The following is a 17610-nucleotide window of genomic DNA, read 5'->3' on the forward strand; positions in this document are numbered from 1 at the left end:
CTGAGTATCCGTACCTAGGCGGAGAGATGAGTAGGTGCGCGGATGGGCTCCGGCCCGTCCGGACGGAAGAGTGGAGCCCACGGAGAGAGCGCGGCTCCGGCACCGCCGGCACGGGGCGGCGGAACGGCCGCGGCGCTCCTTCCGGAACGGGGGAGCACGACGGGGAGCGCGGGGCCACGGGGGAACGAGGCCACGGGGGAAGCTCTCCGGCAGTACGAAGGGCGCCGGTCCGGCGCAGGCTCGGGGGGATCGAGCCTCACCGGACCGGCGCCCTTGTGTTTCCGCCGGGTGCCTGTCGCGGCACCCGGCGGTTCAGTGCCCGCTGACCCGGCCGTGCAGCAGCAGCGACAGCGCCGAGTGGACGTCGTCGATCGACCGCTCCGGCTGGAACGCCTGCCAGTCCAGCGCGGCCACCAGCACCATGCCGACCAGGGCGGCGGCCGTCAGCTGGACGTCGATCTCCTCGCTCAGCTCGCCCGCGGCCACCCCCTCGCGCAGCACTCCCTCCACCACCGCGACGGCCTCCTGACGCACCACCAGGAGGGTGCCCTGCCAAGCCCGGTTGGTGCGCCACAGCTCCGCGACGTACAGCTGGGTGAAGGCCGGGTAGCGGTCGATGAAGACCAGGCCGGCCCGGATCATCGCGTCCAGGCCCTCGACCCGGGTGCCGCCCCGCTCCGCGGTCTCCTCGGCCGCGGAGCGCAGTGAGGCGGTGAGCAGCCCGACGCCGTGCCGCAGCAGCTCCTCGAAGAGCTCGGTTTTGCTCTTGAAGTTGTAGTAGACCGTGCCCTTGGCCACCCCGGCGCGCTCGGCGATCTCGTCCACCGTGGTCGCCGAGAACCCCTTCTCGGCGATGAGGGTCACGGCTGCTTCGTAGAGCTTCTGCCGGGTGGCCTGGCGACGCGTGGTGCTGCTGCTTTCCATGGCGATGATTCTCACAGGTTCCGGCATGCTCACAGGCTCAGTTCCGGGTGGAGCCGGTCCAGCGTCCACACCTGCTTGCGGCGTGCGGCCACGGCGGTGAGGGCGAGCGCCCCGACGGTGAAGGCCAGCAGCACGGCGCTGCCCTGCCAGACCGGGCCCAGCCCGCCGCCCGTGATCAGTCGGCGCAGCCCCTCGACGATGTAGCTCATCGGCAGGTAGGGGTGGATCGCGTTGAAGAACGCGGGGCTGGTCTGGACGGGGTAGGTGCCTCCGGCCGAGGTCAGCTGGAGCATCAGCACCGCCAGGACGAGGATGCGGCCCGCGGCTCCGAACCGGGCGTTCAGCCACTGCACGATCGCCGAGAAGCAGCAGGTCACCAGGGCCAGGAAGCCCACCGTCCCGGCGGCCCGCGCCATTTCGAGCCCGAGCGCCCAGTGCAGTACGGCCATCAGGGCACCCACCTGGAGCAGTCCGATGGCGACCACCGGCAGCCAGCCCGCGAGGGCGATCCGCCAGGCGGAGGCCCCGGCGGCGAGCGCGCGCCGGTTGAGCGGCTGGATCAGCATGTACGCCACCATCGCGCCGACCCAGAGGGAGAGCGGGATGAAGTAGGGCGCGAAGCCGGTGCCGTAGTTGGGGGCCGCGTGGAGCGACTGCGAGGCCAGCTTGACCGGGTCGGCCATCACCGCGGTGCGGGCGTCACGGTCCTTCTTGCCGTAGTCGGGGATCTTGCCGACGCCGTCGTTGAGCCCCTCGGCGAGGGTGGTCGAGCCGTCGGCGAGGCGGATCAGCCCGCCGTCCAGGTTGGTCGCGCCCTTCTTGAGGTTGCCCACGCCGGAGTCCAGGTCGGCGGAGCCGGTCCGGGCGGTGACCAGGCCGGTGTGCAGGTCGCCGGCGCCCTTGGCGACCTTGTGGGCGCCGGTGTTGAGCGCGTTGACCTTCTTGACGGCGGACTCCAGGTCCTCGTCCAGCTTGGGGGCGTGCTCGGCCAGGTCGTCGGCCTGCCGCTGAAGGGTGTTCAGCTGGGTGCCCAGCTTCTTCAGGTCGCCGTTCTGGTTGGTGACCAGCACGTTCACGTCGGCGGCGACGGCGGCGACATCGGCCGCGGTGGTCTTGGCGCGCTTCAGGGGCGGGCAGAGGGCGGCGTCGGGGTCCGGCTCGTCCACGCAGCTGGTGCGGTAGAGGTCGGCCAGGTCGTCGGAGGCCGTGCGGGCGGCGGTGGCGGCGGTGGGTGCCGACTTCACCAGCAGGTCGAGGTTGTCCCGCACGGTCCGGGCGGTGTCGGAGACCAGCCGGGCGGTGTCGCCGATCGACTTGCCGTTGTCCTTCAGGAACGGGCGGACGTCGGCCGCCACGCCGTTCACCTTGTCGGCGAGCTGCTGGGTGCCGTCGGCCACCTGCCGGGAGCCGGTCTCCAGGTCGCTCGCGCCCTTGTTGAGCCGGACGATCCCGCCGGCCAGCCGGTCGCTGCCGTCCTTGGCGTCCTTCAGCCCGTCCGCGAGGTCCTGCGAGCCCTTCTTGGCCTTGCCGATGCCGCCCTTGAGGTCGTCGGCGCCCTTGGCGGCCTTCTCCGTCGCGTTGTGGAGATCGGAGAAGTTGATGAAGATCCGGTCGTAGAAGCCGCGTGAGGCGTTGGTCGAGGCGGCGGTGCGCACCTCGGAGAAGACGGTCCGGGAGATCTGCCCGACGATGTAGTTGTTGGCGTCGTTGGTCCGCACCTGGAGGGCGCCGGTCTCGGGGGAGTCGCCCGAACTGGACGCGATCCGCTTACTGAAGTCCGAGGGCATGGTGAGCGAGAGGTAGTACGTACCGTCCTCGACGCCCTTGTCGGCCTCGGCGGAGCTCACCTCGTGCCAGTCGAAGACCTGGGAGTCCAGCAGCTTGCCGGTGATCTCGTCGCCGGCCGCGATGCGCTCGCCCTTCAGGGAGGTGCCCTTGTCGTTGTTGACCAGGGCCACCGGGATCCTGTCGAGGCGGCTGTAGGGGTCCCAGAAGGACCACAGGTACAGCGCGCCGTACAGCAGGGGCAGGAGCAGCAGGGCGACCAGCGCGGCGCGCGGCAGCTTCCCCCTGCCGAAACGCTTGAGCTCAAGCGCGGCCAGTCTCGGCGAACGCATCGGCCGTTCCCTTCTCGGTCGTGGTCCCGTCGGTGCTGGTGCTGGTGCTGGTGCTGGTGCTGGTGCTCGCGGTGCCGGCGGCGTCGGTGCGCAGGGTGATCGCGTCCGCGGGCGCCTGGCTGCAGACGGCGAGGACGGTCGTACCGCTGTCCGCGAGGGACCGCAGCAGGTCCCAGGCCGCGGCGCGCTCGGTGTCGGAGAGCTTGAGGTCGGTGTCGTCCACCGCGAGCAGCCGGGGGCCGCCGATCAGCGCGAGGGCGAGGGAGAGTCGGAGCGCCTCCAGCCGTTCCAGGTCCCGTACGGAGGTCCTGCCGCCCTTGGGCAGCGTCTCCGGGTCGAGACCGGCGGCCTTCAGCGCCGCGTCGATCCGCCCCTGGGCGGTGGCGACCCGTTCGGCGCGCGGACGCAGCAGGGCGCGCAGCGCGCCGTCGAAGCGGCGCTGGAGCAGGGCCCGCTCGCGCAGGTGCTCGGCCACGGTGAAGGCCGGGTCGAGTTCGCTCACCCCGGGGACCTGGCCCAGAGCGGCGATGCGGCGCACGGCGGCCATCTTGCGGGGCAGCCGCAGACCGCCGACCCTGGCCTGCCCCTCGGTGGGGCGCATCCGGCCGGTGAGGGCGAGCAGCAGGCAGGTGCGGCCCGAGCCGGACGGGCCCTCGATCGCCACCAGCGAGCCGGGGGCGGCATCGACGTCCACACCGCGGAAGGCCCAGCCGCGCGGTCCCTTGAGGCCGAGGTGCTCGGCGATGACGGATGCCCCGTGCGGGCTGTCCACAGGTCCCCCCCTTGTTTTGAACTGACCAGTCAGTTCAAAAGATAGCCCGAGCTTGCCGATGAAGCAAAACCCCAGGTCAGTGCCCGATTCGGGGGTGATTGTCAGTGGTGCCCCTCACGATGGACACATACGGCCACGGAGTCGTCACACGAGACAGGAGGTTTCGTCATGGCCCACTCGTCCGCAGCTGCCGCACCCCGGCGCCGCGCCACCGGCCCTGTCCCCTCACTGACCGGTCCGGCAAGCGATGTCCACCCCGTCCCGCGCCGCGCCCCGGCGCCGCCCGCCGCCCTCGACCTCCTCGCCAAGGCCCGCGCGGGCCTGGCGGAGGCCGCCGATCTCGACGTGCCGAACGAGCGGTACGCCACCGCCCACCTCGCGGCGCTGCGCACCGCCGCCGCCGTGCTCGCCGTCCGGGGCCGCCCGGAGGCGTCCCGGCAGCGCCGGGAGCGCATCCGCAGCGCCTGGGAGGTGCTGCCCGAGACCGCCCCCGAGCTGACCGAATGGAGCGCGCTGTTCGCCTCGGGCGCCCGCCGCAGAGCCCGGGCGGAAGCCGGTATCCCCGGCGCCGCCACCCGGCGGGACGCGGACGACCTGCTCCGTGACGCGGCGATGTTCCTGCGGCTGGTCGAGCGGATGCTGGCGCTCCGCCCGGTGCCCCCGCAGCCGGACGGCGGGCGGTCGGAGGCGGGATGAGGGCAGCGGCGGCGGCGCGAGGCAATAGGGTGGGAAGCGCTTTTACCACCTGCACTGTTCACGCTCCGCCACCCCGGCGGCGCCGTGTCGAGGAGTCATCTGCCGTGACGGACCAGCTGCGCCCCCGCGCCTCCCTCCGTACCGCCGTGGTCTGGGAGGTCCTCAAGGACGCCCTCGACCGCCGGGTGAAGGCGACCGGCAGGGACGCCCTGGACGTCCTGGACACCGGCGGCGGCACCGGGAACTTCGCGGTGCCGGTCGCCCGGCTCGGCCACCGCGTCACCGTCGTCGACCCCAGCCCCAACGCGCTCTTCGCGCTGGAGCGCCGCGCGGCGGAGGCCGGGGTCGCCGACCGGGTCAGCGGTGTGCAGGGCGACATCCACGGTCTGTTCGAGGTGGTGGAGCGCGGCGGGTACGACGCGGTGCTGTGCCACGGAGTCCTGGAGTACGTGGACGACCCCGCCGAGGGGGTGCGCAACGCCGTGGCGGCGCTCCGCCCCTCCGGCGCGCTCAGCCTGCTCGCCGCCGGGCTCGGCGGCGCGGTCCTGGCGCGGGCGCTCGCCGGCCACTTCACCGAGGCCCGGCAGGCGCTCGACGACCCGGCGGGCCGCTGGGGCGAGGGCGACCCGGTGCCCCACCGCTACACCGCGGAGCAGCTCGTCGAGCTCGTCGCCGGGGCCGACGTCGAGGTCGGCGCGGTCCACGGCGTACGGGTCTTCGCCGATCTCGTACCGGGGGTCCTGGTCGATACGGAGCCCGGGGCCATGGACGCGCTGCTCAAGCTGGAGGCCGCGGTGGCCGAGCTGCCCGCCTTCCACGCGGTCGCGACACAGCTGCACGTCCTGGGCACCAAGCGCGCCTGACCGTGGTCCGCTTCGGCGGGTTGACCGGCCCCGGCGCGGCTGATCAGCGGCGCAGCAGCAGACGGAGTACGCACCGGGCCCCCCGATCGGGGGCTTCTGCCCGTATGATCGGGGGACACCATCCGGCATGACGGATCGGAGGTCGGGGAATCAACGCTTCGACAGCCGAGCCGTCGTGGTGGCCCGGACTGACTGATGGGCACGAAGGCGGGTTTCACGGGGGCGAATCCCTGCCTATCCTGGAAGGGCCGCATACCGGTCGCCCCCGCGGCCGACGACGAGGAGGACTCCGTGCCGCTCTCGGAGCACGAGCAGCGAATGCTCGAGCAAATGGAGCGAGCGCTGTACGCCGAAGATCCCAAGTTCGCGACAGCGCTTGAGGGAAACGGGCTGCGTACGTACACCCGGCGACGGGTCTACCAGGCGGTCGCAGGCTTCCTGGTGGGTATCGCGCTCCTCATGGCGGGAATGGTCACCACGGTGATCTGGATCAGCGTGGTCGGGTTCCTCGTCATGCTGGGCTGTGCGGTCCTCGCGGTCACCGGCTGGCGCAAGGCGCCCAAGCCGGGTGAGCAACCGGCCGCCGCGGCGTCCGGGCCCGCCCGGACCAGGCAGCGCCGTACGGTGATGAACCGCATCGAGCAGCGGTGGCAGCGCCGCCGCGACGAGCAGGGGCATTAGGCCCCGGACGAAAACTTCGGGTGAGGGGCGGCCGCGGGCGACGCGGCCGCCCCTCACGCATGCCCGGGGCCGTGCCCGTACCCCGCGACACGCCGTCGCCCGGCGCCGGTGGGACGACCCCGGCAGCCGCCCCCGGGGCCGCCCCGCCCCGGGGACGTCCCACCCGGGGGTCAGCCCTCCTGGCGTGAGGGGCGGCGCGGCCACCCCGTCCACCGGACCCGCTCCCACCGTGCCCGCCACCGGCCGGTGGCCACCGTCCAGCGGTCCGAAGCCGCCCACACCACCCGAACGGCCGAGCGGGGCGCGACGACCGCCCGGATCCGGGCTCGCCGTCCGACGGAGGCGCGCAGACCGCTCCGTACCGCCGCCACGTCCTGGGCCAGGCCGGTGGCCGCCGGGGGGTGCGGGGCGTAGAGCGTCTGCTCCACCGCACCGGCGAGCCGGTGCACCGCGTCCCTCGCCTCGGGCCCCAGCCGCCCCAGCAGCTCCATCCGGACCGCCGCCTTGCGCGGGGTGAGGGACTCGTCCGGCTCGATGCCGTGGTCCCAGGCGCTGTCGGTGACCTCCTGCCAGGCCGCGAGCGTCCCGCCCGTCGCCGCCGACGGCGCACGGAGGCCCGGTTCGCCGCCGGGCCCCGGCTCCGCGTCCGGAGCGCCCGGCCCGCCGGGCGCCGGGCGCCGGGCGCCGGTGCCCAGTCGGCGCCGGCGGGCCCGCAGCCGCCACAGCGACGGCAGCAGCGGCAGCGCGAGCAGCACCGCACCGAGCAGGACGAGTCCGACGACGGTGCCCGTCGGCGTCCCGGAGTCGGTCGGAGCCGCCGCCCCCGGCGCCGCGGTCTGCCCGCACTCGCCCTGCTTGCGCAGCTGCGCCGGGCAGTCGTCGGAGGTGGACGGCGCGGCCGAGGGGACGGCCGAGGCACCCTGCTCGGGCCGGGGCGGGGCCTCCGCGTCCCCCGGGGCGACGTCCGGCCGGGTGTACGCGGGGGTGTCGCCCCGCGTCGGCGTCGGCTCGAACCGGGTCCAGCCGACGCCCTCGAAGTACAGCTCGGGCCAGGCGTGCGCGTCGCGCAGCCCCACCGAGACCGAACCGTCCGGCTGCACCGTGCCGGGAGCGAAGCCCACCGCGACCCGGGCCGGTATGCCCAGGGTCCGGGCCATCGCGGCCATGGTGAAGGAGAAGTGGACGCAGAAGCCCTTCTTGTCCTTGAGGAACCGGCTGATCGCCGTGGGCCCGGTGCCCGAGTTCACCGAGGTGTCGTACGTGAAGTCGCCGGTCGAGGCGAAGTAGTCCTGGAGCTTCACCGCCCGCTCGTAGTCGTTGGCGGCGCCCCTGGTCTTCTGCTTCGCGAGCGCCGCGACCTCCGCCGGCAGCGAGCCGGGCACCCGGGTGTACTCACGGAGCAGGGCCGCCGGGGCCGGGCCCGCCGCGGCGAGCTGCCCGGCGGTCGGCTCCACCTCCAGGCTGGTGACCTGGTACTGCTCGCCGCCGGTCGTCTGCTTGCGGTCGCCGACGAGCGTCCGGCCCGCCGGCTCGTACCGCCAGCGCCCGTCGATCCGGACCTCGGTCGCGGGGTAGGGGAGCGGCAGATAGGTCTGCCGGTAGGAACGGGACGCGGAGAAGTTGGTCCGGATCTCCGTGACCGCCACGTCCGGGGAGAGGCCCGCCGGGTCCGGGAGCTGTTTCGGCACGTCCTGGAGCCTTCGGGTGGAGGGCCGCCACTCGCCGCCGGTGAACTGGTCCAGGGCGAGGATCCGGAGGTAGAAGGCCGGGGAGGACTCCGCGTTGGTGCGGTAGGTGATCACCTCGCGGTTCTCCGGCTGGTTCAGGTCGTCCTGCAACGAGACCAGCGGATTCACCGCGGAGATGGTGCCGCCGCCCCCCTTGCCGCTCCCGCCGCCGCCCGGGCCGAACAGCAGCCCGCCGTCGAGCGCGGGCAGCGCCGCCGGGACGACCAGCGCGACGCCCAGCGCCAGCGTGCCGATACGGCGCCCGGTCCGGACCGGGGCCGTCGGCCGGCCGCTCGACAGCGCCGCGCCGACCGCCGGCCCGTCGGCGGGCCGTCCGGCCGCACCGCTGAAGACCCGCCCCCACGCCGAGAGCCGGTCCCGCCCCTCGGCCAGCAGAAGCATCAGATAGCCTCCGGCCGCCAGCAGGAACCAGAGCCAGCCCGCGCCGCCCCCGGACAGTCCGGCGGCCACCGAGTAGAGCGCCAGCAGCGGCAGCCCGGCCGGGGCCGCGCTGCGGAACGTCACCGCGAGCGCGTCCACGGCCAGCCCGACCAGCAGCACACCGCCGATCAGCATCAGCCGGATGCCGTCCGTCACGGGCGCCGGGGCCGCGTACCGCCCGACGTCCTGCGCACCCGAGGCCAGCAACTGGGCGAGCCGCTGCACCGCCTCCGGCCCCGGCAGCAGCCCGCCCACCGCCTGCGCCCTGGCGAACACCACGGTCACCACGACGAGGGTGACCAGCACCTGCCCCGCGACGGCCACCGCGCGCGGCACCGGAGCGCGGCGCATCAGCACCCCGGCCCCGCTCTGCACCGCCAGCAGGAACACCGCCTGCACGAACCATCCGGCCGGCTCCACCAGCGGCAGCATCGAGGCCGCCGCCATCAGCGTCGCCGCGAAGGCGCACAGTGCCAGCCGACCACGACCGCTCATGACCATCCCCCGGAGAGATCCGTCGTCCCGCCCCCGGCGGCGGACCGGGCCGCCCCCTGGTGCCCCGCCTGCCGCCAGTGGTCGGCCAGCCCCGTCCCGGGCCGGACCGCCAGGGCCGTCCAGCCCGCGGCCCGCAGCAGCCGCAACCGTTCCTCGAAGGCCGCCCCGGCCCCCGCGGGCGGGACGTCGCCCTGCGCCCAGTCCGAGCTGTCCAGGACGAACGCCACGGCGCCCCCGCTGCTCCGCCGCATCCGCGCCACCACCGCCGCCTGCTCCTCGTCCAGATCGCCGAGGAACGCGATCAGCAGCCCCTCGTTGCCGCCGCGCAGCGCGTCGTACGCGCGCGACAGGCCGCCGCCCCCGGAGTGGTCGACCACCGCCAGGGTGTCCAGCATCAGCCCCGCCTGCTCGGCGGACTCCTGCGACGACCCGGCGAAGCCGCCCGCCCCCTCGCCCGGGACCGCGGCCCCGTCGTCGGTCAGCAGCCGGACGGAGAATCCGCGCTCCAGCATGTGCGTCAGCGCCGAGGCCGCCCCGGAAACCGCCCATTCGAAGGCGGAATCGGGCCCCGCCCCCTTGTAGGCGAGCCGCCGTGTGTCCAGCAGCACCGTGCACCTGGCCCGCTGCGGCTGCTCCTCGCGCCGCACCATCAGCTCGCCGTAGCGGGCGGTCGACCGCCAGTGGACCCGGCGCAGATCGTCGCCGTGCCGGTAGCCGCGCGGGATCACGTCGTCGTCCCCGGCCAGCGCCAGGGAGCGCTGCCGGCCCTCGCCGTACCCCGGGGCCTCGCCGGCCAGCCGGACCGCGGGCAGCGGCTCCGTCCGCGGGACGACGACCAGGGTGTCGTGGGCGCTGAACGAACGGGTCAGCTCGCACATCCCGAACGGATCGCTCAGCCGCAGCTGCAACGGCCCCAGCGGATAGCGCCCGCGCAGATCGGAGCGGACCCGGTAGGACACCTCGCGGTGGCCGCCCGCCTCCACCCGGTCCAGTACGAACCGGGGGCGCGGCCCCAGCACGTAGGGCACCCGGTCCTGGAGCATCAGCAGACCGGTGGGGACCCGCGACACGTTCTCCACCCGCAGGTGGACCCGGGCCTCCGCGCCCGCCGGCACCCGGGACGGCGCGAGCCGCCGGCTGCCCGCGACCCGGTAGCGGGTACGGACGAGCACCACCGCACTGACCAGCGGCAGCACGGCCAGCAGCAGCCCGACCCGCAGCAGGTCCGTCTGCCCGAGCACATAGGCGCAGACCGCCGCGGCGATCCCGGCCGCGAGGAAGGACCGCCCCCGCGTGGTCAGCCCGCCCAGCGCGGCCCGCAGGCCGCCCTTCTCGTCACCGTCGTGCATCGCGGCCGGCCCCCCGGCGGCCATCAGACCCGCCGCGCGCCGGACTGCGGCCGGCCGTACGCCGGACCGCCCGGCTGCTGAGGGGTCCTGGCCCGGGTGGTGCCGCCGTCCGCCGTCGGCACCGGTGTCGCCCGGACGATCTCCAGCACCACCTGCTCGGCCGTACGGCGGTTCAGCTGGGCCTGCGCCGTGGGCAGCAGCCGGTGTGCCAGGACCGGGGCCGCCAGCGCCTGCACGTCGTCCGGAAGGCAGTAGTCCCGGCCGCCCAGCGCGGCGGAGGCCCGTGCCGCGCGCAGCAGATGCAGGGTGGCCCGGGGCGAGGCGCCGAGCCGGAGATCGGGGTGGGTACGGGTGGCCGCGACGAGCTCCACCGCGTACCGCCGCACGGCGTCGGCCACATGGACCGTGCGCACCGCGTCGATCAGCTTCACGATGTCGTGGGCATGGGCCACCGGCTGGAGGTCGGCGAGCGGCGGGAGCCCGCCGTGCACGTCGAGCATCCGGAACTCGGCGTCCGCGCTCGGATAGCCGATCGACACCCGGGCCATGAACCGGTCGCGCTGGGCCTCGGGCAGCGAATAGGTGCCCTCCATCTCCACCGGGTTCTGGGTGGCGACCACCATGAACGGGTCGGGCAGCTCGTAGCTGTGCCCGTCGATGGTGACCTGGCGCTCCTCCATCGACTCCAGGAGCGCCGACTGCGTCTTCGGCGAGGCGCGGTTGATCTCGTCGCCGATCACGATCTGGGCGAAGATCGCGCCGGGCTTGAACTCGAACTCACGCCGCTGCTGGTCGAATATGGACACGCCGGTGATGTCCGAAGGCAGCAGGTCCGGCGTGAACTGGATGCGCCGCACCGAGCAGTCGATCGACCGCGCCAACGCCTTGGCCAGCATGGTCTTGCCGACCCCGGGCACGTCCTCGATGAGGAGGTGCCCCTCCGCCAGCAGCACGGTCAGCGAAAGCCGTACGACCTCGGGCTTGCCCTCGATCACGCTCTCCACCGACCTGCGTACCCGCTCCGCGGTCGTGGTCAGATCTGTGAGGCTCGCTCGATCGTCATAGGTCGTCACCGGCCCTCCTCGGCCCTGCCCCGCGCCCACGAAGGAGCCCGGGGATTCCCCAAATCACGGGCCGGCGCGCACGGCGGCCGGACCCACCCCGAAAACGGGCGTCCCGCCGGGAACGCCCGGCGGGATGCCACACGGGCATTCTTGTTGCCGTCACGGCTTCGTGTCACTCGCCTGTGGACAACCCGGGGCGATATGCCGGTTTCGGTGGGGTTTTCGGCTCCTCGGCGGGCGGTGCCGGGGGGGGTCAGGAGGCGGGGAGGATCTCCCGCAGCAGGCCGGTGGTCACGTCGAAGACGAAGCCGCGGACGTCGTCGGTGTGCAGCAGGAACGGCGAGGTGCGCACGCGCTGCATCGACTGCCGTACATCCTGGTCGGCGTCCTTGTACGCCTCGACCGCCCAGACCGGGCGCTGGCCGACCTCGGCCTCCAGCTCCTGGCGGAACTCCTCGGTGATCGACTCCAGGCCGCAGTTGGTGTGGTGGATCAGGATGATGCTGCGGGTGCCCAGGGCCCGCTGGCTGATGGTCAGCGAGCGGATCACGTCGTCGGTGACCACACCGCCGGCGTTGCGGATGGTGTGGCAGTCGCCCAGCGACAGGCCGAGCGCGTCGTGCAGGTCGAGCCGGGCGTCCATGCAGGCGACCACGGCGACGCGCAGGACCGGCTTGGCGTCCATGCCCGGGTCTTCGAAACCGGTGGCGTAACGGGCGTTCGCCTCGACGAGGCGGTCGGTGACCGAACCGGTGGCGGCGGGGGCGGCGGGGGAGTGCGCGGAAGTCGACATGGCTACGACGTTAGCTCCCGCACCCCTCCCCGGCGTGCTGCGGGAAGGGACAAAGAACGTCAACGAGCCTTGTTGTGAGGTAACCCACAAGTCGCCCGGCCGTTGCGTCGAGCGGGTGAACCGGGGGAGGGGCGACTCGCAGCCGGGTTCATTGATCGGGAATCGATCGAATGGCAGGGTGGACTAAAGTGACGGGAAGTTACCGACACCCTGCACATTCCGTAGATTTCCCCTGTGTGCGCGGCGTACGTACGGGCCCGGCCCTCTCCCGCTCGCCGGTCGGCTGACGCCCCTTCCCCGGCGCCCGTCGACCTCCCCTTCCGAGCGGGCGGGGACCAGGCCGTACGTGCGGCCCCACGGGACCTGAGCCTGAGAGGGCGCATGAGCCAGACCCGTCACGTCCCGGTGATGCTCCAGCGGTGCCTGGACCTGTTGGCCCCGGCTCTGGAGGCGCCCGGACCGCAGGCGCCCGTGGTCGTCGACTGCACCCTCGGCCTCGGCGGGCACAGCGAGGCGCTGCTCTCCGCCTTCCCGGCCGCCCGGCTGATCGCGCTGGACCGGGACAAGGAGGCGCTGCGGCTCTCCGGGGAGCGGCTCGCCCCGTACGGCGACCGGGCCACCCTGGTGCACGCCGTCTACGACGAGCTGCCCGAGGTGCTCGACCGCCTCGGCGTCCCCAAGGTCCAGGGCGTCCTCTTCGACCTCGGTGTCTCCTCCATGCAACTGGACGAGGCCGACCGCGGCTTCGCGTACGCCCAGGACGCCCCGCTCGACATGCGGATGGACCAGACGACCGGCATGGGCGCGGCCGAGGTGCTCAACACCTACCCGCCGGGCGAACTGGTCCGCATCCTGCGCGCGTACGGCGAGGAGAAGCAGGCCAAACGGATCGTCTCCGCGATCGTCCGCGAGCGCGAGAAGGAACCGTTCAGCAACAGCGCCCGGCTGGTCGAGCTGATCCGCGACGCCCTGCCCCAGGCCGCCAAGCGCACCGGCGGCAACCCCGCCAAGCGCACCTTCCAGGCGCTGCGCATCGAGGTCAACGGCGAGCTCACCGTCCTGGAGCGGGCCATCCCGGCCGCGGTGGGGGCCCTCGCGGTCGGTGGCCGGATCGCCGTCCTCTCGTACCACTCGCTGGAGGACCGGCTGGTCAAGCAGGTCTTCGCGGCGGGGGCGGCCACCACGGCCCCGCCCGGACTGCCGGTCGTGCCCGAGCGCTACCAGCCCCGGCTGAAACTGCTGACCCGCGGCGCGGAGCTGCCCACGGAGGAGGAGGTCGCCGAGAACCGGCGCGCCGCCCCCGCCCGGCTGCGCGGCGCCGAGCGCATCCGCGAGGAGGAGCGATGAACGGCCGGGGAGCCCGGACCTCCGGAGCGGCGCGGTGAGCGGACCGGCCGGGCAGCTGAAGGGGCGGGCCGCCCGGCTCGCCCGGCTGATGCCGTCCGGGGCCCACAACGCCGCCCGCACCCCCTTCGTCCTGCTGGTCGTGGTGCTGCTCGGCGGCGGCCTGATCACCCTCCTGGTGCTCAATTCGGCCCTCAACGAGGGCTCGTTCCGGCTGAGCGAGCTGAAGAAGCGGACCACGGAGCTGACCGACGAGCAGCAGGCCCTCCAGCGCGACGTCGACAACTTCTCCCGGCCGGACGCGCTGGAGCGGCGCGCCCGCGAGCTGGGCATGGTGCCCGGCGGCAGCCCCGTCTTCCTGAACCCGGACGGTACGGTCCGCGGCGTACCCGCCGAGGCCACCGCCGATCCCACCCCGCCGGCCGCCCAGCCGCCGGGGACCGGTGCCCCGGCCACGGCACCGCCCGCGGGCGCCCCCGCCACCGGCGCCCCGTCCCCGGCCACCGCCCCGGTCCAGCCCTCCCCGGCGACGGCCACCGGCGCCCCGGCCGCCACCCCGCCCACCGGGACGCTCCCCCCGGCAGACCAGACCCCGACCAGCACCGGCAGGTGACGCTGTGCCGTCCAAGGAACCACCGCGCCGCCGGATTCCCGGCCCCGTACGCCGACGCGGCCCGGCCGGGGAAGGGCGGCCCCGCTCCGCCGCGCGCCGTCCGTCCGCCCCGGCCCCGCGCCCCGGCAGGCCGCGCGCGCAGAGCGGGAGCGCCCTGCGGCTCGGCAGCCCGCGCCCCCGGCTCCGCCTGGTCGGCCTCGGTCTGACGCTGGTCATGCTCGTGTTCGTGGTCCGGCTGCTCCAGGTCCAGGCCGTCGACGCCGACGCGTACGCCGCCAAGGCCCAGGAGAACCGCTACCTCAGCTACACGATCTCCGCCGAGCGCGGCGAGATCACCGACCGCGGCGGGACCGCCCTGGCCACCAGCGTCGACGCGTACAACATCACCGCCGACCCCTCGATGTTCACCCCCGCCTTCAGCAAGGCGCCCGACGCGCCCGCGCAGGCGGCCGCCCTGCTCGCCCCGATCCTGCGCACCGACGCCGCCGGGCTGACCCGCAAGCTGTCCGCGAAGGGCCGCTACGTCGTCCTGGCCCGGTTCCAGACGCCGCAGGTCTGGAACCAGATCAAGGACCTCAGGTCCGCCTTCGCCGAGAAGGCGGAGAAGGACCGGGCACGCGGCGGCCCCGGCACCAACGTGCTGGCCGGGGTCTTCCAGGAGAAGACCACCCGACGGGTCTACCCCAACGGACAGCTCGCCGCCGGGATACTGGGCTACGTCAACGCCGACGGCAAGGGCGCGGGCGGCCTCGAATCCCAGCTGGAGAAGGAGCTCGCGGGCGAGGACGGCAAGATCAGCTACGCCCAGTCGGGCGGCCGCCGGGTGCCCACCGCGGGCACCAAGGAGGTCCCGGCCGTCCCCGGCTCCGACATCGAGCTGACCATCGACCGCGACATCCAGTGGGCCGCCCAGCAGGCCATCAGCAAGCAGGTGGCCCAGTCCAAGGCCGACCGCGGCTACGTGATCGTCCAGAACGCCCGTACCGGCGAGGTCCTGGCCATGGCCAACGCGCCCGGCTTCGACCCCAACGACCTCGCGCGGGCCGACGCCGCCTCGCTCGGCAACGCCGCCCTCCAGGACGCCTACGAGCCCGGCTCCACCAGCAAGGTCATGTCCATGGCCGCCGTCCTGGAGGAAGGCGTCGCGACCCCCGGCACCCATGTCACCGTCCCCAACCGGCTCCACCGCGGCGACCGGCTCTTCAAGGACGACATCGACCACCCCACCTGGTACCTGACGCTCAACGGCGTACTCGCCAAGTCCAGCAACATCGGCACCATCCTGGCCACCGGCGAGCTCGGCAAGACGCAACCGCAGGCCAACAGGGTGCTCTACTCCTACCTGCGCAAGTTCGGGATCGGCTCACCGACCGGGCTCGGCTACCCGGGGGAGACCTCCGGCATCCTCGCCAAGCCCCAGGACTGGTCGACCTCGCAGCAGTACACGATCCCGTTCGGCCAGGGCCTCTCGCTCAACGCCATGCAGGCCGCCTCGATCTACTCGACCATCGCCAACGGCGGGGTCCGCGTCGCCCCCACCCTCGTACGCGGCACCCGGAGCGCCGACGGCACCTTCGAGCCCGCCGCACCGCCCGAGCGCACCCGGGTGGTCAGCGCGAAGACCGCCCGCACGCTCGCCACCATGCTGGAGTCGGTGGTCGGCGACGAGGAGGGCACCGGGACGAAGGCCAAGATCCCGGGCTACCGGGTGGCCGGCAAGACCGGTACGGCCAACCGGGTCGATCCGGTACGCGGCGGCTACCACGGCTACACCGCGTCCTTCGCCGGCTTCGCCCCCGCCGACGACCCGCAGATCACCGTCTACTGCGCCATCCAGAACCCGACCAGCGGCAGCTACTTCGGCGGCCAGATCTGCGGGCCGATCTACAAGCAGGTCATGGAGTTCGCGCTCAAGACCCTCCAGACCCCGCCCTCCGGCAGCGCCCCAGCCCGGCTGCCGGTGTCCTTCAAACCCGGCGAGTGAACTCGGGGAAACCACCAGTGACAACCATCACGCCCGATCCCGGGAACCGCGCCGGAGACCACCGGGGCCCCGGCCCCTCGCTTCGCGAGAGGCCGGGTGCGACCGGTACGCTCACCGCCGTGCCCCACGCTGATCAGTTCCAAACCACTCAGAAGGCCGCCCCGATGAATTACCCGGGAGCACCCCGCCCGGACCGGACCGGGCCGATCGCGCTCGGTGAACTGGCGGCCCGGCTGGGAGCCGAGCCGCCGGGAGACGGCGAAGTCACCGGCATCACCCACGACTCGCGGGCGGTACGCCCCGGAGACCTCTACGCGGCCCTGCCCGGCGCCCACCTCCACGGCGCCGACTTCGCGGCCCAGGCGGCCGGACTCGGCGCGACGGCGGTCCTCACCGACCCCGCCGGCGCCGACCGGGCGGCCGCCACCGGACTCCCGGTGCTGGTCACCGAGGACCCGCGCGGCCGGATGGGCGAACTCGCCGCCGAGATCTACGGACGCCCCGGCGACGGCCTCCTCCAGATCGGCATCACCGGGACCTCCGGCAAGACCACCACCGCCTACCTCGTCGAGGGCGGGTTCCGCGGCGCCGGGCGCGCCACCGGCCTGATCGGCACGGTGGAGATGCGGATCGGCGAGGAGCGCATCAAGTCCGAGCGCACCACCCCGGAAGCCACCGACCTGCAGGCCCTGTTCGCCGTCATGCGCGAGCGCGGCGTCTCCGCGGTGACCATGGAGGTCTCCAGCCACGCCCTGGTCCTCGGCCGGGTCGACGGCTGCGTCTTCGACGTCGCGGTCTTCAACAACCTCAGCCCGGAGCACATGGAGTTCCACTCCGGGATGGAGGACTACTTCCAGGCCAAGGCGCAGCTCTTCACCCCCCGGCGCAGCCGCCGGGGCGTCGTCAACATCGACGACGCGTACGGCCGTCGGCTCGCCACCGAGGCGACCGTCCCGGTCGTCACCTTCTCCGCCGAGGGCCGACCGGAGGCCGACTGGCGCGCCGAGGGCGTCGAGACCGGGCCCGGCGACTCCACGTTCACCGCCGTCGGCCCCGGGGGCGAGCGGATCGCCGCCAGGGCGCCGCTGCCCGGCCCCTTCAACGTCGCCAACACCCTCGCCGCGATCGCCACGCTCGCCGTCGCGGGGGTCGACCCGCGGACCGCCGCCGACGGCGTCGCCGCCGTGCCCGGCGTGCCCGGCCGGCTGGAGCGGGTCGACGCCGGACAGCCGTACCTGGCGGTCGTCGACTACGCGCACAAGACCGACGCCGTCGAGTCCGTGCTGCGCTCCCTGCGGAAGGTCACCAAGGGCCGGCTGCACATCGTCCTCGGCTGCGGCGGCGACCGCGACACGACCAAGCGCGGCCCGATGGGCGCCGCCGCGGCCCGGCTCGCCGACACCGCCGTACTGACCTCCGACAACCCCCGTTCCGAGGACCCCCTCAAGATCCTCGCGGCCATGCTCGCGGGCGCCGCCGAGGTGCCCGCCGACGAGCGGGGCGACGTCCTGGTCGAAGCCGACCGGGCCGCCGCCATCGCCGCCGCCGTCGCCCGCGCCGAGCCCGGTGACACGGTGCTCGTCGCCGGCAAGGGCCACGAGCAGGGCCAGGACATCCAAGGCGTGGTACGCCCCTTCGACGACCGCGTGGTCCTGCGCGCGGCCATCGAACGTTCCCCGGGGCACGGGCGCACCGAGAGCGCCGGCCACCGCGCCCACACCCACGAGAACAACAGTCAGGGATGACC

General features: G+C 73.9%; 14 protein-coding genes. 7 read left to right on the forward strand and 7 right to left on the reverse strand.

Annotated features, from left to right (window positions below):
• Positions 1-312: 312 nt before the first annotated feature.
• Genes ACF08W_RS07935 through ACF08W_RS07945 form a run of 3 tightly spaced genes read right to left on the reverse strand, consistent with a single transcriptional unit; the run spans position 313 to position 3813 of the window.
• The gene (locus ACF08W_RS07935) at positions 313-924 is read right to left on the reverse strand and encodes a TetR/AcrR family transcriptional regulator (protein WP_352274884.1); all 612 of its coding nucleotides are present in this window, start codon (positions 922-924) and stop codon (positions 313-315) included.
• Between the two features lie 29 nt (positions 925-953).
• Entirely contained in the window at positions 954-3041 is a 2088-nt protein-coding gene (locus ACF08W_RS07940; protein WP_392278767.1) for a YhgE/Pip family protein, read from the reverse strand.
• A complete protein-coding gene (locus ACF08W_RS07945; RefSeq protein ID WP_392278768.1) occupies positions 3013-3813 on the reverse strand; it encodes an ATP-binding cassette domain-containing protein in 801 nt (266 codons plus the stop codon). The genes ACF08W_RS07940 and ACF08W_RS07945 overlap by 29 nt, the downstream gene beginning before the upstream one ends.
• Before the next feature lie 168 nt (positions 3814-3981).
• Between ACF08W_RS07945 and ACF08W_RS07950 the strand changes: the two genes are divergently transcribed.
• The 3 genes from ACF08W_RS07950 (at position 3982) to ACF08W_RS07960 (ending at position 6053) form a co-directional block, all read left to right on the forward strand.
• Positions 3982-4509: an SAV_6107 family HEPN domain-containing protein gene (locus ACF08W_RS07950; protein WP_385211241.1), complete on the forward strand. Its 528-nt coding sequence runs from the start codon at positions 3982-3984 to the stop codon at positions 4507-4509.
• A gap of 104 nt (positions 4510-4613) precedes the next feature.
• Positions 4614-5372, forward strand: a complete 759-nt coding sequence (locus ACF08W_RS07955; protein ID WP_385211244.1) for a class I SAM-dependent methyltransferase — start codon at positions 4614-4616, stop codon at positions 5370-5372.
• A 291-nt stretch (positions 5373-5663) separates the two neighbouring features.
• Positions 5664-6053 carry a DUF3040 domain-containing protein gene (locus ACF08W_RS07960; RefSeq protein WP_352274889.1) on the forward strand — a complete coding sequence of 130 codons (390 nt, stop codon included), beginning with the start codon at positions 5664-5666 and terminating at the stop codon, positions 6051-6053.
• 170 nt (positions 6054-6223) lie between these two features.
• Here the strand turns inward: ACF08W_RS07960 and ACF08W_RS07965 are convergent, their stop codons facing one another.
• From ACF08W_RS07965 to ACF08W_RS07980, 4 genes are all read right to left on the reverse strand, one after another.
• A complete protein-coding gene (locus ACF08W_RS07965; RefSeq protein ID WP_392278769.1) occupies positions 6224-8716 on the reverse strand; it encodes a DUF3488 and DUF4129 domain-containing transglutaminase family protein in 2493 nt (830 codons plus the stop codon).
• The gene (locus tag ACF08W_RS07970) at positions 8713-10089 is read right to left on the reverse strand and encodes a DUF58 domain-containing protein (RefSeq protein WP_392278770.1); all 1377 of its coding nucleotides are present in this window, start codon (positions 10087-10089) and stop codon (positions 8713-8715) included. The genes ACF08W_RS07965 and ACF08W_RS07970 overlap by 4 nt, the downstream gene beginning before the upstream one ends.
• The gene (locus ACF08W_RS07975) at positions 10089-11138 is read right to left on the reverse strand and encodes an AAA family ATPase (protein WP_392278771.1); all 1050 of its coding nucleotides are present in this window, start codon (positions 11136-11138) and stop codon (positions 10089-10091) included. The genes ACF08W_RS07970 and ACF08W_RS07975 overlap by 1 nt, the downstream gene beginning before the upstream one ends.
• A 244-nt stretch (positions 11139-11382) precedes the next feature.
• Positions 11383-11922: a carbonic anhydrase gene (locus tag ACF08W_RS07980; protein ID WP_352274893.1), complete on the reverse strand. Its 540-nt coding sequence runs from the start codon at positions 11920-11922 to the stop codon at positions 11383-11385.
• A gap of 381 nt (positions 11923-12303) precedes the next feature.
• On the opposite strand from ACF08W_RS07980, the gene rsmH reads away from it, so the two are divergent.
• The 4 genes from rsmH to ACF08W_RS08000 are packed head-to-tail and all read left to right on the forward strand — an operon-like array spanning position 12304 to position 17608.
• Positions 12304-13269: a 16S rRNA (cytosine(1402)-N(4))-methyltransferase RsmH gene (gene rsmH, locus ACF08W_RS07985; protein ID WP_352274894.1), complete on the forward strand. Its 966-nt coding sequence runs from the start codon at positions 12304-12306 to the stop codon at positions 13267-13269.
• Between the two features lie 34 nt (positions 13270-13303).
• Positions 13304-13879, forward strand: a complete 576-nt coding sequence (locus ACF08W_RS07990) for a septum formation initiator family protein (RefSeq protein ID WP_392278772.1) — start codon at positions 13304-13306, stop codon at positions 13877-13879.
• Positions 13880-13883: 4 nt separating this feature from the next.
• Positions 13884-15863, forward strand: a complete 1980-nt coding sequence (locus ACF08W_RS07995) for a penicillin-binding transpeptidase domain-containing protein (RefSeq protein ID WP_392278773.1) — start codon at positions 13884-13886, stop codon at positions 15861-15863.
• Between the two features lie 17 nt (positions 15864-15880).
• Positions 15881-17608 (forward strand): UDP-N-acetylmuramoyl-L-alanyl-D-glutamate--2,6-diaminopimelate ligase, encoded by a 1728-nt coding sequence (locus ACF08W_RS08000; RefSeq protein ID WP_385211261.1) that lies wholly within the window; start codon positions 15881-15883, stop codon positions 17606-17608.
• Positions 17609-17610: the final 2 nt, after the last annotated feature.

Source organism: Streptomyces sp. NPDC015144 (genome assembly GCF_043079735.1).
Lineage (GTDB): Bacteria > Actinomycetota > Actinomycetes > Streptomycetales > Streptomycetaceae > Streptomyces.

What these genes read in the sequence shown, in the direction of transcription:
- ACF08W_RS07965 (WP_392278769.1), bottom strand. Translation starts at nt 8,716, where the DNA reads ATGAGCGGTCGTGGTCGGCTGGCACTGTGCGCCTTCGCGGCGACGCTG.
- ACF08W_RS07950 (WP_385211241.1), top strand. Translation starts at nt 3,982, where the DNA reads ATGGCCCACTCGTCCGCAGCTGCCGCACCCCGGCGCCGCGCCACCGGC.
- ACF08W_RS07970 (WP_392278770.1), bottom strand. Translation starts at nt 10,089, where the DNA reads ATGGCCGCCGGGGGGCCGGCCGCGATGCACGACGGTGACGAGAAGGGC.
- ACF08W_RS07935 (WP_352274884.1), bottom strand. Translation starts at nt 924, where the DNA reads ATGGAAAGCAGCAGCACCACGCGTCGCCAGGCCACCCGGCAGAAGCTC.
- ACF08W_RS07940 (WP_392278767.1), bottom strand. Translation starts at nt 3,041, where the DNA reads ATGCGTTCGCCGAGACTGGCCGCGCTTGAGCTCAAGCGTTTCGGCAGG.
- rsmH (WP_352274894.1), top strand. Translation starts at nt 12,304, where the DNA reads ATGAGCCAGACCCGTCACGTCCCGGTGATGCTCCAGCGGTGCCTGGAC.
- ACF08W_RS07980 (WP_352274893.1), bottom strand. Translation starts at nt 11,922, where the DNA reads ATGTCGACTTCCGCGCACTCCCCCGCCGCCCCCGCCGCCACCGGTTCG.